Annotated in this window: 16 protein-coding genes; 10 read left to right on the top strand and 6 right to left on the bottom strand. The window is 63.9% G+C overall.

The annotated features are described in order from the left end of the window. Positions 1–273 (bottom strand): hypothetical protein (locus tag ENZ75_RS34560; protein WP_206617011.1); only part of this gene is annotated, 273 nt, incomplete at its 3' end. Between the two features lie 510 nt (positions 274–783). On the opposite strand from ENZ75_RS34560, the gene ENZ75_RS03590 reads away from it, so the two are divergent. Both ENZ75_RS03590 and ENZ75_RS03585 read left to right on the top strand, forming a co-directional pair. Further along, the gene (locus ENZ75_RS03590; RefSeq protein WP_127219059.1) at positions 784–1,044 is read left to right on the top strand and encodes a hypothetical protein; all 261 of its coding nucleotides are present in this window, start codon (positions 784–786) and stop codon (positions 1,042–1,044) included. A gap of 91 nt (positions 1,045–1,135) precedes the next feature. Further along, positions 1,136–1,636: an MmcB family DNA repair protein gene (locus ENZ75_RS03585; protein WP_050596417.1), complete on the top strand. Its 501-nt coding sequence runs from the start codon at positions 1,136–1,138 to the stop codon at positions 1,634–1,636. Positions 1,637–1,650: 14 nt separating this feature from the next. On the opposite strand, the gene nhaA is transcribed toward ENZ75_RS03585, so the two are convergent. The 5 genes from nhaA to ENZ75_RS03560 form a co-directional block, all read right to left on the bottom strand. Beyond that, complete coding sequence (gene nhaA / locus ENZ75_RS03580; RefSeq protein WP_063169902.1) at positions 1,651–2,859, bottom strand: Na+/H+ antiporter NhaA; 1,209 nt, start codon at positions 2,857–2,859, stop codon at positions 1,651–1,653. Between the two features lie 62 nt (positions 2,860–2,921). After that, positions 2,922–3,485 carry an ActR/PrrA/RegA family redox response regulator transcription factor gene (locus ENZ75_RS03575; RefSeq protein ID WP_013528072.1) on the bottom strand — a complete coding sequence of 188 codons (564 nt, stop codon included), beginning with the start codon at positions 3,483–3,485 and terminating at the stop codon, positions 2,922–2,924. A gap of 85 nt (positions 3,486–3,570) precedes the next feature. Beyond that, on the bottom strand, positions 3,571–4,902 hold the full coding sequence (locus tag ENZ75_RS03570; RefSeq protein ID WP_128277897.1) for an ActS/PrrB/RegB family redox-sensitive histidine kinase: 1,332 nt from the start codon (positions 4,900–4,902) through the stop codon (positions 3,571–3,573). 26 nt (positions 4,903–4,928) lie between these two features. Next, positions 4,929–7,391, bottom strand: coding sequence for an ATP-dependent helicase HrpB (gene hrpB / locus ENZ75_RS03565; RefSeq protein WP_063169900.1), 2,463 nt, complete (start codon positions 7,389–7,391; stop codon positions 4,929–4,931). A 47-nt stretch (positions 7,392–7,438) separates the two neighbouring features. Continuing rightward, a complete protein-coding gene (locus tag ENZ75_RS03560) occupies positions 7,439–8,329 on the bottom strand; it encodes a DMT family transporter (protein ID WP_063169899.1) in 891 nt (296 codons plus the stop codon). A gap of 28 nt (positions 8,330–8,357) precedes the next feature. Between ENZ75_RS03560 and ENZ75_RS03555 the strand changes: the two genes are divergently transcribed. From ENZ75_RS03555 to ENZ75_RS03520, 8 genes are all read left to right on the top strand, one after another. Continuing rightward, a complete protein-coding gene (locus ENZ75_RS03555) occupies positions 8,358–9,047 on the top strand; it encodes a PIG-L deacetylase family protein (RefSeq protein WP_128277895.1) in 690 nt (229 codons plus the stop codon). A 277-nt stretch (positions 9,048–9,324) separates the two neighbouring features. Next, entirely contained in the window at positions 9,325–10,656 is a 1,332-nt protein-coding gene (locus ENZ75_RS03550) for an ABC transporter substrate-binding protein (RefSeq protein WP_027164284.1), read from the top strand. 109 nt (positions 10,657–10,765) lie between these two features. Continuing rightward, positions 10,766–11,713: a sugar ABC transporter permease gene (locus ENZ75_RS03545; protein ID WP_063169897.1), complete on the top strand. Its 948-nt coding sequence runs from the start codon at positions 10,766–10,768 to the stop codon at positions 11,711–11,713. Continuing rightward, the gene (locus ENZ75_RS03540) at positions 11,710–12,660 is read left to right on the top strand and encodes a carbohydrate ABC transporter permease (protein ID WP_013528079.1); all 951 of its coding nucleotides are present in this window, start codon (positions 11,710–11,712) and stop codon (positions 12,658–12,660) included. Before ENZ75_RS03545 ends, ENZ75_RS03540 begins: the two co-directional genes overlap by 4 nt. Further along, positions 12,657–12,863, top strand: coding sequence for a hypothetical protein (locus ENZ75_RS03535; RefSeq protein ID WP_013528080.1), 207 nt, complete (start codon positions 12,657–12,659; stop codon positions 12,861–12,863). Before ENZ75_RS03540 ends, ENZ75_RS03535 begins: the two co-directional genes overlap by 4 nt. A 2-nt stretch (positions 12,864–12,865) precedes the next feature. Then, positions 12,866–13,978: an ABC transporter ATP-binding protein gene (locus ENZ75_RS03530; RefSeq protein ID WP_013528081.1), complete on the top strand. Its 1,113-nt coding sequence runs from the start codon at positions 12,866–12,868 to the stop codon at positions 13,976–13,978. Next, positions 13,971–14,984, top strand: a complete 1,014-nt coding sequence (locus ENZ75_RS03525) for an ABC transporter ATP-binding protein (RefSeq protein ID WP_063169896.1) — start codon at positions 13,971–13,973, stop codon at positions 14,982–14,984. Before ENZ75_RS03530 ends, ENZ75_RS03525 begins: the two co-directional genes overlap by 8 nt. 54 nt (positions 14,985–15,038) lie before the next feature. Then, the coding region (locus ENZ75_RS03520) for a dihydroxyacetone kinase subunit DhaK (protein WP_128277894.1) at positions 15,039–16,512 on the top strand (1,474 nt) is incomplete at its 3' end.

Raw genomic sequence — 16,512 nt, 5'->3', positions numbered from 1 at the left:
GTTGGCATGGATCGGCGATTGTTTCTGACTGGAATGCTTGGGCTGGCAGGGGCTGCGACCGTCGTCGCAATCGCGCGTCCTGCCACCGCCTTGGCCGGCATCCCGAATACGGGGCCCGGCATTCTCGACGAGCTCGACAAACCGTCCGACGATATTCTCGACCCGGATGGTCCCGGTGTCCAGGATGGCGTCGAGTTGGTGCGGCACCGCAGATGGCACCGCCGCCGTCGCCGACGCGGGTGGAGGCGGGTCTGCCGTCGCTATTGGCGCCATGGCTATTGGCGCCGCAGATGTTTCCGCAGATCCTTCTGGATCCACTTCTGACGAGACCAGCAACGCGAAGGTCCCGGCGCCCGCCGGGGCCTTCGCTATCGCTGCGGGCTTCAATCAATCGGCAAAAAAAGGCCCGCCGCCCCTCGGCAGCGGGCAGGTCCTGGAGTGCCGGGGGATCAACCCGGCATGGGATCAACGAGCGGATCACCGGTTGGTTGCAGGGATCGGCCCGGTAGCCTTCCTTTGGGTGGACCGCCACCGGGCCTGACCGGAGCGGGGTGTATTGGGGGAGCCCCGGCTGCTTCCAAAATATCACTTTTCTCTTATATTCGCTTTAGCTAATTTACATAAAGCCATGCATCACCCGCAGATGGGGTGCGCACTTCACGAAAGTGTCGAAGTGACGTCTCCCTGCTTATGCCATTCGGAATTCGCGGAACCAAAGCGGTTGCATCTGACTTTGGTTGGTGACGCGCAAAGACTTTTTCGCTGCTATCTTAAAGTTACCAAATGGAAATTGACCGGCGCAGCATATCAAGTCGATTTGCGCTGACGATCTCTCTGTTTTTCCAGGAACTGCTTGGCGTGCTCCGCCCAATCAGCCGTGGTGACTTTATGCTCCTGAACGGACTTTCTGAAAGCCTTGCGCAGAGCATCAAGGTCAAAGGCCCACAGTTGTTCACCATCAGTGCTGTTCAATTTTGTGCCGCCCGTCCCCATGAGAACGATGGTGTGCACCACAAGCTCAATCTTTCAAGGATCAATGCCTGACTTCTTTTGGGTATATCCGGGTATATCGAATATACAATCGCCTGCATAAAACAGGTTCAAACCGTGAACAGAATCTGGCATGGTGCCTGGCATGCCGATCATCTCGCCCATCCCAATCAACCCTCTCATCGACGGTCGCCAGTCCGAACGCGCCATGCTGGTGCGGCGCGGTGTGCAGCGGCTGCTCATGGATATGGGCGCGCATGTCTTGCCCGAACTGTCGCTGGCCACCGGCCGCCGTGCCGACCTCGTCGCTTTGACCCGGCAGGGCGATATCTGGATCATCGAGATCAAATCCTCGATCGAGGATTTCAGGGTCGACCGCAAATGGCCCGACTACCGGCTGCATTCCGACCGCTTCTTCTTCGCCACCCATCCCGGCGTACCCTCGGAGATCTTCCCGCACGAATGCGGCTTCATCCTTTCCGACGGCTATGGCGCCGAGATCCTGCGCGATGCGCCCGAGCACCGCATGGCAGCGGCAACGCGCAAGGCGCTGATGCTGCGGATCGCGCGGGCCGGCGCTTCGCGGCTGCTGGCGGCGGAGCTTGCCGGCGTGTCGGTGCCGGCGCTGGAGGGTGAGAGCGAGTAGCGGCGTCCTTCAGTCTATGGCCGGCTCTCCTCTTCGCCGTCCTCCACGCCACCCCTAGCGGACGCCATGAGCAGCACGGCAGCGCCCAGGATGGCGGCGATGAAGGAGCCGGCGAGGATGCCGACCTTGACCGCGTCCTGCAGCGCCACGTCGCCGGCGAAGGCGAGCAGGCCGATGAACAGGCTCATGGTGAAGCCGATGCCGCACAGCAGCGATATGCCGATCATGTGCGTCCAGCCGGCATTGGCGGGTAGGTCGGCAAGACCGAGCCTGATGGCAAGTGCCGAGGAGCCGAACACGCCGACCAGCTTGCCGACCACCAGGCCGGCGGCGACACCCAGCGTCAACGGCTCGATCAGCGCGCCAAAGCTCAGGCCGGCGAGCGAAACGCCGGCATTGGCAAAGCCGAAGATCGGGATGACGACGAAAGCCACAATCTTGTGCAGGCCGTGCTCGAGCCGGTGCAGCGGCGAACGGTCCAGATCGTGACCGATCCCGGCGGAGCGCTCAAGCGGGATGGTCAGCGCCAGCGCCACGCCGGCAAGCGTTGCATGGACGCCAGATTTCAGCACCAGAACCCACAGGACGACGCCCAGAACGAGATAGGGCACAAGCGTCATCACCCGCATGCGGTTGAGCACGACAAGCGCGGCAATGATTGCGAAGGCGGCACCCAGATAAGCCAGCGACAAGCCGCTGGTGTAGAAGATGGCGATGATGATGACGGCACCGAGGTCGTCGATGATGGCCAATGCTGTGAGGAACACCTTCAGCGAAGCCGGCACGCGGCTGCCGAGCAGCGACAGCACGCCGAGCGCAAAAGCTATGTCGGTGGCGGTCGGGATCGCCCAGCCGGACAGGGCGGCCGCATTGTTGCGGTTGACGGCGACATAGACGAGTGCCGGAACCAGCATGCCGCCGGCGGCGGCGATGCCGGGCAGCACGCGCCGAGGCCAGGTGGAGAGCTGGCCGTCCAGCATCTCGCGCTTGATCTCCAGCCCGACGAGCAGGAAGAACACCGCCATCAGCCCGTCATTGACCCAGTGCGAGACGCTGAGCGGGCCGAGATAGGCGTGGAGCACGGAGAAATAGGTTTCGGCGAGCGGCGAGTTGGCGACGATCAACGCAAGTGCCGCCGCCGCCATCAGGATGATGCCGCCGGCCGCTTCGCTATCGAGAAATTCGCGGAAGACGGAAATCGGCCGCTGCTTCAGATCCTGCATGTCGCCTCCGTCATGCCGCCTGTTTCGGCGGGTTTCAATCGGCAAGATGGCAAACGGTGGCCTTAACGCGGCGCGCGCTTTGCCAGTATGCGCTGCAAGGTGCGACGGTGCATGTTGAGCCGGCGCGCTGTCTCGGAGACGTTGCGCTCGCACATCTCATAGACGCGCTGGATATGCTCCCATCGGACGCGGTCGGCCGACATCGGGTTTTCCGGCGGCGCCGCGCGCTCGCCGGCGGTGCGGGTGAGTGCGGCGAAGATATCATCGGCGTCGGCGGGCTTGGAGAGATAATCGACCGCACCGAGCTTCACCGCGGTCACCGCGGTGGCGATGTTGCCATAGCCGGTCAGGATGATGGTGCGGGAATCCTCGCGCTTTTCGCGGATGGCCGCGACCACGTCGAGGCCGTTGCCGTCGCCGAGCCGCATGTCGACCACGGCGTAGGCGGGCGGATTGGCGCGCGCCTTGGCAACCGCCTCCTCGACGCTCTCGGCCGTCTCGACCACGAAGCCCCTGGCTTCCATGGCGCGGGCCAGACGCGTGAGGAACGGCTTGTCGTCATCGACGACAAGCAGCGAGGTGTCCTCGCCTTCAACCATTGCGCCAATATTCTCGTCGCCTGTCATAGTCTCAAAATTCCTGCTGCCTTAATTTTACGCAAATATAGTTCCTGAGCCTCCTTGTCCAATTTTTAGAGGTCCTTCAAGGCTCTCAGGCAGTGTCGAACATGCTGGCCGAAGTGATTTCCGGATTGAGGAACACACCACGCGGCCACGATATCTGGACCATGGCGCCCTCGCCCAGGCCACCCGAATTGCGGAAATCGAGCACGGCACCAGAGCGTTCGAGCAGGGTCTTGGCGATGAACAGGCCGAGGCCCAGACCACCGCCGGTTTCATTGCCCTGGCGCGTCGACATATAGGGCTCGCCGATGCGGTCGATGATCTCGGCCGGAAAACCGGGGCCGTCATCGACGATCGAGAAGGTGACGGTGGCCTCGTCCCAGCTCCAGCGCACGGTGACGCTTTTGCGGGCGAAATCGACCGCGTTCTCGACCAGGTTGCCGAGGCCGTAGATGACGCCCGGATTGCGCTGCCCGACCGGCTCGGGGCCGATGCGTTCGCCGGGCCGAAGCTTGATCGAGATGCCGAAGTCCCGGTGCGGCGCGGTGACCTCCTCGACCAGCGATGTCAATGGCAGCCGCGAAAGATGCGCCTCACCCTCCGAGGACAGGCTGGTCAGCCGCTTGAGAATCTCGCGGCAACGCTCGCTCTGCGAACGCAACAGCGTCACGTCTTCCCCATATTTCGGATCCTTGCCGAGCGCCTTTTCCATCTCCTTGGCGACAAGCGCGATGGTGGCGAGCGGCGTGCCGAGCTCGTGCGCGGCCGCGGCGGCCAGCCCGTCGAGCGCCGAAAGGTGTTGCTCGCGCTGCAGCACCAGCTCTGTTGCGGCGAGCGCATTGGCCAGAAGCCGGGCTTCGGCTGCCACCCGAAAAGCATATATGGCGGTGAAGGCGATCGAGGACAGCACCGCCATCCACATGCCGGCGACATAGAGAAAAGGCATGGCCAGCGGCGCATCCTCATGCCAGGGCAGCGGCGGATGGACAAAGGCCAGAAAGGTCGCCGCCGACATGACCAGCCCGCCGAGGATGGCAGTCAGGCGCAGGGGCAGCGATGTCGCCGAAATGACGACAGGCACGGTCATCAGCAGCGAGAACGGATTGGTGAGGCCGCCGGTCATGTAGAGCAGGCCGGCAAGCTGCAGGCTGTCGAAGATGAGGATGCCGAAGGCCGCAAGCGGCGTGAGCCGGTGTGCCGCCGGAAAGCGAAAGGCGAGAAACAGGTTCATCCAGGCCGAACAGGCGATCAGGGCAAAGCAGAGGCTGACCGGCAGCGGAAACTTCAGCCCATAGGCGACGACGAGCACCGCCAGGCTCTGACCGACAATGGCAAGCCATCGCAACCGGATTAGCGTGTTGAGGCGCAGTCTCTGGCTCTGCTGGAAATCGGGCGAACGCAAAACGTTGATCATGGCCATGAATTACAGCCGCGAAGCTCCAAAGGCTAGGTCCCGCGCGGCTTGGCCCGGGCGGTGGCGGCGGCGAGCAGCGGGTTTTCCGGCCAGACATGCTTGGGATAGCGGCCGCGCATGTCGGCGCGCACGTCGGTCCAGGAGCCGCGCCAGAAGCCGGGCAGGTCGCGCGTCGTCTGGATCGGCCGGTGCGCCGGCGACAGGAGTTCGAGCGTCAGCGGCACAGTGCCATTGGCGATCGAAGGATGGCGGTCGAGGCCGAACAGCTCCTGTACGCGAATCGCCAGCACCGGCCATTCGCCGTCATAGCGGATAGGCACATGGCTGCCGGACGGAGCGTCGAAATGGGTCGGCGCCAGCGTATCGATCCTGCGCTGCAGATCATGCGGCACGAGGCTGGCCAGCCCGGCCGAGACAACGCCTGCATCGATGGCGGCAAACGATGCCGCGCCGGCGAGGTAAGGCAGCAGCCAGTCGTCGAGGCGCTCGACGAGGGCGTCATCCGCCATATCGGGCCATGGCGCGCCCAGGCCGCGATGCAGCCAGCCAAGCCGCTGGCGCAGCGTTTGCGCCTCCTTGCTCCAGGTCAGCAGCGACAGCCCGTGCTGGCGCACGGCATCGAGGACGGCGCGGTCGGCGTCGGCCCCCGTTGGCGGCGGCAGCATGCGCTCGGCGAGCGTGATGGCGCCAAGGCGCACGGTTTCACGTACACGCACGGCGCGCTTGTCCCGATCGAAGCTCGTTTCACGGCGCGCCTCGATCCTGTCCGCCAACGCGACACGGACATCGTCCTCGCCGATCGCCGCTGCCGCCGTGATGCGCGCATTCTGTGCCTTGCCCTGCAGGTCGGCGACGACCAGAAACGGCTCGCCCGCCAGCGGGTCGGCGGCGTCGAGCATGGCGCCGGAGCCGTTGGCCAGCACGAAACGGCCGCGCTCGCCGCGCGCCTTCGCCACCCGATCCGGCCAGGCGTGCACGAGCAGGGGACCGCCCGCCGCAGCTTCGCTGCCCTTTGCTCCGCCAGCCTGCCTTGCCAGCCTTTCGGCGAGCTGCTTGGCGGCGGTAGCGCGCGGAGATCTTTCCCCGCGAAAACGCATCAGCCGCCGCTCCAGATCGGCGCCGAGGCCACCGAGGCCGCGTTCGGTAAGCAGCACGGCGAACATTGCCGCCTCGAAGGCATGGCCGCTGCCGGCTGCCTCGGCAACCATATGCGCCAACCGCACCGGCAGAGCGAGCTTGCGCATCGCTGCACCCGCTTCCGTCAGGCGCCCCGTCTCGTCGATGGCATCCAGCGCGCGCAGTAGCCCCCTTGCCTCATTGAGGGCCGGAACAGGTGGCGGATCGAGAAAAGCAAGCGCTGACGGATCGGCAACGCCGAAGGCAGCACAATCGAGCAGCAGTCCGGACAGATCGGCCTCAAGGATTTCCGGCGGCGTGAAAGCGGGAAGTGCAGCCGTTTGCTCGGCCCGCCACAGCCGGATGGCGACGCCTGGCTGCGTGCGCCCGGCACGGCCGGCGCGCTGGTCGGCGGAAGCCTTGCTGACACGCACGGTCTCCAGTCGGGTCAAGCCACTGGCCGGCTCATAGCGCGGCAGCCGCGACAGGCCGGAATCGATGACGACGCGCACGCCGTCGATGGTGATCGAGGTTTCGGCTATCGAGGTGGCCAGCACCACCTTGCGGCGGCCCGCCGGCGGCGGCTTGATCGCCGCGTCCTGCGCCTTGCCGTCCAGCATGCCGTAGAGCGGGACGATGTCGGTATCGGTGCCGACCTTGCCGGCCAGCCGTTCGGCGGTGCGCTCGATCTCGCGCTGGCCGGGCAGGAAGGCAAGGACGCTGCCGCTCTCGTCGGCAAGGGCGGCGCGGATCGCCTTGGCCATCGCGTCCTCGATGGCGATGCCGGCCGGCCGTTCGTCATAACGGATATCGACGGGAAAGGCGCGACCCTCGCTTTCGACGACCGGCGCGCCCGACATGAGTTTGGCGACGCGCGCGCCGTCGAGCGTCGCCGACATCACAGCCAAGCGCAGATCCGGCCTGAGCGCCCCCTGCACGTCGAGCGCCAGAGCGAGACCGAAATCGCCGTCGAGCGAACGCTCGTGGAATTCGTCGAAAATGACAGCCGAAACACCGGGCAGTTCGGGATCGTCGAGGATCATGCGCGCCAGCACGCCTTCGGTGACGACCACGATCCTGGTCTTTGCCGAAATGCGGTTTTCCATGCGCATGGCGTAGCCGACGGTGGCGCCGGGTTCCTCACCAAGCAACTCAGCCATCCGGCGAGCGGCGGCGCGAGCGGCGAGGCGGCGCGGTTCAAGCAGGATGATCTTGCCGGCGCCGAGCCAAGGCGCGTCAAGCAGCGCCAGCGGCACCAGCGTGGTCTTGCCAGCGCCGGGCGGCGCCACCAGCACGGCGCTGTTGCCATCGCCAAGCGCTTCCCTCAGCGCCGGCAGCACGACGGACACAGGAAGCTCCGGCAGGGGTTTTGTGGTCATGGCGCCCGCATATCAGCGGTTACGGCCACGGCGCAACCAGAGTCGGTTCAAAGCCGGGTACGCGAAAACGGGTTCCAGCGCACGGTCCCCAGCCGCGCTTCCTCACGCACCATGGTCAACAGGCCGGCGCCGCCAACGACCGCCAGGCCAACCAGCGACAGCCCGTCCGGATATTCCTGGAAAAACAACGCGCCGAGGATCACCGCCCAGGCGATCTGCGAATAATGCGTCGGCGCGACCCGGTTGGCAGGCGCGTATTTCATGGCCAGCAGTTGAAGGAATTGTCCACCTGCTGTGAAGGCACCGGCCGCCGCCAACCACAGCAACTGCTTGCCGTCGGGAACGGTGAACGAGGTGGCGGCGGCACCGATGCCGTTGAACAGCAGGCCGTAGCCGACCAGCACGCCGAGCATGGTGGTGCGCTTTTCCTGCTGCGCCAGCGAGCGCATCAGGATGACGCTGGTGGCGGCGAGGAAGGCAACACCGAAGGCGGCAAGGTGGCCGAGATTGAGCTCGCGAAAGCCCGGCCGCACCACCAGCATGACACCGGCGAAACCGGCGACCACTGCCAGCCAGCGCCAGGGGCCGACCTTCTCCTTGAGGATCACCGTGGAGAGAATGGTGACGCAGAGCGGCGCCAGGAATATCAACGCATAGGACTCGGCCAGCGGAATGGTGGTGAAGGCGTAGACACTGAGCACGCCGGAAGCGATGCCCGCCCAGGCACGCGCCTGCACCGCCCATGGCCTTCTGGTGCGCCAGAAATCGCGCCAGCGTTCGCCCGCGGGCCGCGTGAAGAACAGGAAGAAGCCCGCGAACAAGGTTATGAAAAAGCCGATCTCGAAGATCGTGAGCTGACCGCCCAGGCTTTTGACAACGGCATCGCTACCCGAATAGCTTGCGTAGGCGATCAGGGCGAGCAGGATTCCGTTCGTCACGTTGTTCCAATTCCGGGGAGAGAGTGGTTTGAAAATCCTGGCGCTCGGTGCGCATCCGGACGACATCGAGATCTTCATGTTCGGTACGATGGCCGCCTATGCTGCGCAAGGCGCAGAACTCACTTTTGCCATGGCCACCGATGGTGCCAGGGGCGGCACAAGTGATCCCGCTGTTCTCGCTCGTGTCCGTCGCGACGAAGCAACGGCCGCGGCCGCGCTGGTAGGCGCAGTGCCACGCTTCCTCGACTTCCCGGACGGCGAGCTGGTGGCCGATGCAGCGCTGATTGGAGCTCTGAAAGCACTGATCGGTCAAATCGGCCCGGATCTGGTGATCACGCATGCGCCCAACGATTATCATGCAGACCATCGCGCGCTGTCGGACGGCGTTCGTATCGCGGCGTCTTTCGCCGTCCCAGTGCTGCATGCCGACACGATGGGCGGCACCGGTTTCTCGCCGACGCACTATGTCGACATTTCCGCCCATGCCGACGTCAAGGCCGAGGCGATCCGCATGCATCAATCGCAGGATCCCGACCGCTTCGTCGACATTGCGCGGACACAGAACGCCTTTCGCGCCGGCCAGTGCAACGGCGCGCAAGGCTCATCGGCCGAAGCCTTCCGTTCCGAACCGTCGTTCCCGTTCGCCGATATCCGCGCGCTGCTGCCGCCGGCGCCGGCGATCCGCAAGGTGATGGTGAGCACCAGAAGGGTAGATTGAAAGCCGAGGCTGCCCCACGTCCCGGTCAGAATCGGCCTGAACAGCTTCGGTAAACCAGCCAGCGACCCGCGCTTTTCCCAACGTTTTCAGACATCGCCATAAGCATGCTGCGGCGCAGCAACGAATTCGCTTGCCTTGTTTAGTAAAAATTGCATCACTAAACAAATTACTAAACATCTGCAGCGCAACCGCGCCGCCATGTTTGGGCCCCTGAGGAGAGGGGTTGAGGGCTTTTTGAAACCGTCATCCGGGCGCGTTTCGCAAATGGGAGGAAGTCATGAAATCGAGCTTGAAACTGGCGTTGGGACTGACCTCGGCAATCACAGCGTCGACAGCCGTCGCGAACGTCGCGCACGCTGAAGACCTGACCCTGTGCTGGGCCGCCTGGGACCCGGCCAACGCGCTTGTCGAACTGTCCAAGGATTTTACCAAGGAAACCGGTATCGGCATGAAATTCGAGTTCGTGCCGTGGACCAACTATGCCGACCGTTTCCTCAACGAGCTCAACTCGCACGGCAAATTGTGCGACCTGATCATCGGCGACAGCCAGTGGATCGGCGGCGCTGCCGAGAACGGCCATTACGTCAAGCTGAACGACTTCTTCGACAAGGAGAAGATCAGCATGGACGATTTCGTGCCGGCAACCGTCGTCGGCTATTCGGAATGGCCGAAGAACACGCCGAACTACTGGGCGCTGCCGGCCATGGGCGACGTCGTCGGCTGGACCTACCGCAAGGACTGGTTCTCCAAGCCGGAGCTGCAGAAGGAATTCAAGGAGAAGTACGGTTGGGACCTCGGCCCGCCAACCACTTTCGACCAGTTGAAGCAGGTCGCCGAGTTCTTCCAGAAGCGCGAGATCGACGGCAAGACCGTCTATGGCGCCTCGATCTACACCGAGCGCGGCTCCGAAGGCATCACCATGGGCGCCATGGACGTGCTCTACAGCTATGGCTTCCAATACGAAAACCCCAAGAAGCCCTATGAAATGGAAGGCTTCGTCAACTCCGACAAGTCGGTCAAGGGGCTGGAGTTCTACAAGGCGCTCTATGATTGCTGCACGCCGCCCGGTGCCTCGAACAGCTACATGGGCGAAGGCGTCGATGCCTTCAAATCCGGCCAGGTGGCGATGCACATGAACTTCGCCTTCACATGGCCGGGCCTGCAGAAGGACGAGAATGTCGGCGGCGACAAGATCGGTTACTTCGTCAACCCGAAGGGTCCCGACGGCGAGCAGTTCGCCCAGCTCGGCGGCCAGGGTATCTCCGTGGTGTCCTATTCCGACAAGCAGGAGGCGGCGCTGAAATACATCAAGTGGTTCGCCAACAAGGACGTGCAGGCCAAATGGTGGTCGCTCGGCGGCTATTCGTGCCTCAACGCGGTGGTCAAGGATCCGAAGTTCCCGGCCAGCCAGCCCTATGCGCAGACCTTCCTCGACTCGATGGCCATCGTGAAGGACTTCTGGGCCGAGCCGAGCTACGCCCCGCTGCTGCAGGCTTCGCAGAAACGCTTCCACGACTATGTCGTCGCCGGCCAGGGTTCGGCCAAGGATGCGCTCGACGGCCTGGTCAAGGACTGGACCCAGGTCTTCCAGGACGATGGCAAGATGTAACCAGCTCCTCCCGAGCTAAGCCAAGCATCCCGTGCCGCCCCTTGGCACGGGATGCAGTTCAGATAAATTCCATGACAGAGACGACCAAGTGACCGAAGCAGGACTCACCATGCTCAATCGGACCGCGGAGAACGTTGCCCGGGCGACCCCGGAACCGTTGGCCCGCAAGGTCCGGGGCATCAGCGACAAGGGCCTCGCCTGGCTGTTCATCTCGCCGACGATCCTGTTGCTGCTGGCCATCAACATCTTCCCGCTGTTCTGGGCGATCTATCTGTCGTTCACCAACTACCGGGCCAACCGCCCGAACGAGGTGGTGAAAAATCTCGGCCTTGCCAACTACCAGCGCATCCTCGGCGACAAGGACATCTGGATCGCCATGCAGACGACCGCGCATTTCGTGTTCTGGACGATCCTTTTGCAGACGCTGATCGGCTTCACGCTGGCCTGGCTGATCGACAGGAAGTTCCGAGGCCACGCCTTCTGGACGACGCTGATCCTGGTGCCGATGATGCTGTCGCCGGCGGTAGTCGGCAATTTCTGGCGCTTCCTCTATGAGCCGCAGATCGGCCTGTTCGCCTATGCGATCTCCTTCGTCACGAGGATCCCGCCGACCAATATTCAGATGCTCTCCAACGTGTCGCTGGCGCCCTGGTCGATCATCATCGTCGATACCTGGATGTGGACGCCCTACGTGATGCTGATCTGCCTCGCGGGCCTACGCTCCATCCCCGAATACATCTACGAGGCGGCCGAGGTCGACCGCGCCTCGAACTGGCGGCAGTTCTGGTCGATCACGCTGCCGATGGCGCTGCCCTTCATCATGCTGGCGGTGCTGTTTCGCGGCATCGAGAACTTCAAGATGTTCGACATGGTCAATCTGTTGACCGGCGGCGGGCCGGGCTCGACGACCGAGGTCGCCTCGATAACGCTGAAGCGGCAGGCTTTCGAAAGCTGGCGCACCGGTTATTCCTCGGCCTTCGCCATCATCCTTTTCGTGGCGGTGTTCGGCCTGGCCAACATCTACGTCAAGGCGCTCAACAAGGTGAAGCAGAGATGAGCCTGACCACAGCCCATTCGGTCGTCGCACCGAGCAGCAACTCGAAACGGATCGCCGGCACGATCATCGTGCTTTACGCACTGATCTCGATCGTGCCGCTGCTGTGGATCTTCGCCACCAGCTTCAAGACGCCGCCGGATTCGATTGCCTATCCGCCCAAGATCCTGTTCCAGCCCAGTCTTGAGGGCTACTGCAATTTGTTCACGACGCGGACCCGGCAGACGCCGGAATACATCAACTCGCTGGGTCCGGCGACGGGCTTCTGCGACGAGACCACGCGCAAGCGCAACATGGTGATCGCCGGTCCGTCCAACTTCCTGCCGCGCTTCGTCAATTCGCTGATCATCGCCTTCGGTTCGACCTTCTGCGCCGTGTTCTTAGGCACGCTGTCGGCCTACGGCTTCTCACGCTTCAAGGTGCCGCTCGCCGACGACCTCCTGTTCTTCATCCTGTCGACGCGCTTCATGCCGCCGATCGCCGTCGCCATTCCGATCTATCTGATGTACCGCGAGCTTGGCCTGTCGGACACCGCGCTCGGCATGATCCTGCTCTATACGGCGGTCAACGTGTCGCTGGCTGTCTGGCTGCTGAAGGGCTTCATCGACGAGATCCCGCGCGAATATGAAGAAGCGGCAATGATCGACGGCTACACGCGGCTGCAGGCCTTCTGGCGCACCGTGCTGCCGCAGGCGACGACCGGCATAGCCGCGACCGCCATCTTCTGCCTGATCTTCGCCTGGAACGAGTATGCGTTCGCAGCTCTCCTGACCTCCGGCACGGCGCAGACCGCGCCGCCCTTCATCCCGACCATCATCGGCGAAGGCGGCCAGGACTGGCCGGCGGTCGCGGCCGGCACGACGATCTTCCTGGTGCCGATCCTGGTTTTCACCATCCTGCTTCGCAAGCAATTGCTGCGCGGCATCACCTTCGGCGCGGTGCGCAAATGAGCTTGACCAAGCCTGGGAACCGCAAATCGCGCTGGCCGGCCTGGGCACGGCGCGGGCTGATGGAAAACATCGCGACAGCGCTGATCGCCATCGGCTTCCTGATGCTGTTCCAGCCCTTCGCGCTGTCGCTCTACACCTACTCCTTCATCACCATGCTCGCCGGCACCGTGATGTTCATCATCGTCTCCAAATTCCCGGAATAATCATGGCCGAAATCCGTGTCCAGCACCTGAGAAAGGCCTTCGGCGATTTCGTCGCCGTGCAGGATTCCAACTTCGTCGTCGAGGATGGCGAGTTCTTCGTCATGCTCGGCCCGTCCGGCTGCGGCAAGACGACGACCTTGCGCATGATCGCGGGGCTTGAGCTGCCGACCGGCGGCCAGATCCTGCTCGGCGGCGACGACGTCACCATGCTGCGGGCCCGCGAGCGCGACATCGCCTTCGTCTTCCAGCTGTTCGCGCTCTATCCGCACATGAATGTGCGCAAGAACATCGGCTTCCCGCTGCTGGCGCAAGGCATGCCTTCGGCCGAAATCCGCACGCGGGTCGAGGAAACGGCGAAGCTGCTGCGCATCGACCATCTGCTCAACAAATCCGTCTCCGGACTTGCCGGCGGCGACCGCCAGCGCGTCGCGCTCGGCCGCGCCATCGTGCGGCGGCCAAAATGCTTCCTGATGGATGAGCCGCTGGGAACCCTTGACACCGAATTCCGCGATTTGATGGTCCACGAGCTGCGCGAACTGCACAACCGCATCCATGCCACGACGGTCTATGTCACGCACGACCAGATGGAAGCGATGTCGATGGCCGACAAGATCGCGGTGATGAACCATGGCGTCATCGAGCAGTTCGGAAGCCCGCGCGAAATCTATGACCGCCCGGCGACCATGTTCGTCGCCGACTTCATCGGCTCGCCACCGATGAACTTTTTGGGATTTGGCGGCGGGCTCGCCAAGGGCGCCAGGGAGATCATCGTGCAAGGCGCGAAGGTCGCGGTGCCGGAGGTGCGCGAGGACATCGCACCTGGCGACATGGCGCTCGGCATCCGCCCTGAACACATCCGCTTCGACGACGCCTCAAAATTGCGCGGCGCCATCTACGGCACCGAATATCTCGGCACCACGCAGATCGTCGCGGTGGAGACGGCGGATGGCATCATCAAGGCACGCGTACCGGCCGAAATCAGGCTCGCCACCGGCGACCATGTCGGCCTGACGCTGAGCAGCGCGCGGCTGTCGCTGTTCGAGAAGGGATCGGGCCGCGCGGTGAGAACCGCGATCCACGATGTCGCCTCGGAACGGAGGGCCCAGCATGGCTGAGGTGCACATCAAGAACGTGACCAAGAGTTTCGGCGACCATGTCGCCGTCGACGGCCTCGACCTGCACATAGCAGATGGTGAATTCGTCGTGCTGCTCGGGCCAACCGGGGCCGGCAAGACGACGACGCTGCGGCTCATCGCCGGGTTGGAACGGCCAGACAGCGGCACGATCGAGATCGGCGGACACAATGCCACGACGCTGTCGCCGGCCGAGCGCGACACCGCCTTCGTCTTCCAGCAATATTCGCTCTATCCGCATCTGTCGGTGTTCGACAATCTCGCCTTTCCGCTGCGCTCGCCGGCGCGGAAAATGCCGGAAGACCAGATCCGCCGCCGGGTCGAGGAGGTGGCGAAGATGGTGCGCATCCATCACAAGCTCGCCAACCGCTCGACCAAGCTTTCGGGCGGCGAAATGCAGCGCGTCGCCATCGGCCGCGCGCTGGTGCACAAACCGTCCATCTATCTGATGGACGAGCCGCTGTCATCGCTCGACGCCAAGCTGCGGGCGGATCTGCGGCTCGAGCTGAAGCGCATCCAGACCGAGCTCGGCGCCACCATGCTTTACGTCACCCACGACCAGATCGAGGCGATGACGATGGCAGACCGCATCGGCATCCTCACCGAGGGCGTGCTGGTGCAGATCGGCTCGCCGCGCACCATCTATTCAGAGCCGGCAAACCTGCATGTCGCGGCGAGGCTCGGCCAGCCGGCGATCAATCTTCTGCCGACCGGGCTGCTGCCTGACGGCGGCGCACCGGCCGGCACCAAGACGATCGGCGCGCGCACCGAGCATCTGACGATCGCGAAGGCCGCGAATGGCCATGCTGACGGCGTTGTCGACTGGGTCGAGCATCTCGGTGACCAGAACCATTTGCATGTGACGGTAGGCACCAAGAAACTGGTGACGCTGACCGATCCCGACACGGATCTGGCGCAGGGCGACAAAGTGGTGATCCGCTACCGGGCGCCGCTGTATTTCGGCGCCGATGGACAGCGATTGATGTGAGCGGTTTTCGGTGATTCAGCACCGGTTTTGACTTTGCCAGTACGGGACGAATCGATGAAGCACTTTTTCAATCGCAGGGAAACGATCGTCACCGAGGCGCTGGACGGCCTGCTACGAACCATTGGCTCCGGCGATCTCGCGCGCCTCGACGGCTATCCCGAGATCAAGGTCGTCCTGCGCGCCGACTGGGACAAGACGAAAGTCAGTGTCGTCTCCGGCGGCGGGGCCGGGCACGAGCCTTCACATGCCGGTTTCGTCGGCAGGGGCATGCTGACGGCGGCGGTTTCGGGCGAGATCTTTGCCTCGCCAAGCGTCGAAGCGGTGCTGGCCGCCATTCGCGCGGTCACCGGCCCGGCCGGCTGCCTGCTGATCGTCAAGAACTACACCGGCGACCGTCTCAATTTCGGCCTGGCGGCAGAGAAGGCGCGCGCCGAAGGGTTTCGTGTCGAGATGGTCATTGTCGCCGACGATATCGCTTTGCCCGACATCACCCAGCCGCGCGGCGTTGCCGGCACCTTGTTCGTGCACAAGATATCAGGCCACCTGTCGGAAGCCGGCCACGATCTGGCTGAAATCGCGGCAGCGGCGCGGGCGGCGGCTAAGGACATAGTTTCGCTCGGCATGTCGCTGTCGTCCTGCTCGATCCCGGGCCAGCCGCACGAAGACAGATTTGGCGAGAACGATGGCGAACTCGGCCTTGGCATTCACGGCGAGCCGGGCGTCGAGCGGATTGCGGTGCAGAGCGCCGACAGGCTGGTGGCGATCATGGCGGAGCGCCTCGCGGCACGGCTTGATCCCAAGGCCACCTACGCCTTGCTGATCAACAATCTCGGCTCCGTGCCGCCGCTGGAAATGTCCGTTATCGCCAATGCGGTGCTTGCCTCGCCGTTGGCCAAAACCATCAAACTGACGATCGGGCCGGGCCCGCTGATGACGGCGCTCAACATGAACGGCTTCTCGCTGTCGCTGATCCGGCTGGATGCGGCGCGCGAAACCGCCTTGCAGGCGCCGGTCGGCCCGCATGCCTGGATACCGGCAAAGCCGGTTGTTTCACCTGCCGTCGTGCCGATGGCGAAAGCGGCCGGACAAAGCGTGGCACGCAAGCCCAGCCAGGATGCGCGGACCCGGTCTCTTCTCGTTACCATCTGCGAAAGGCTGATCGCGCTCGAAGCGACTTTGAACGGACTGGACGCCAAAACAGGCGACGGCGACACCGGTTCGACGGTGGCGACCGGCGCGCGCAGTGTTCTCGAGCGGCTCGACACGCTGCCGCTTGCCGAGCCTGCAGCCACCCTTGGCGCGATAGGCGACATTCTGAGCGCGTCGATGGGCGGCTCCAGCGGCGTGCTGCTGTCGATCTTCTTCACGGCGGCGGCGCAGGCTCTGGGCGGCGGCGCGAGCCTGCCCAGAGCGTTGCTTGCCGGCCTTGAACGGATGACCTTTTATGGCGGCGCCAGAATTGGCGATAGAACCATGGTCGATGCGCTGGAGCCGGCGCTCAAAGCACTCGACGCGAACGGCCTGGAGG

This window comes from Mesorhizobium sp. M7A.F.Ca.CA.002.04.1.1 (assembly GCF_004022805.1).
Classification (GTDB): domain Bacteria; phylum Pseudomonadota; class Alphaproteobacteria; order Rhizobiales; family Rhizobiaceae; genus Mesorhizobium; species Mesorhizobium ciceri.
This window is presented reverse-complemented; position numbering and strand designations above follow the sequence as displayed.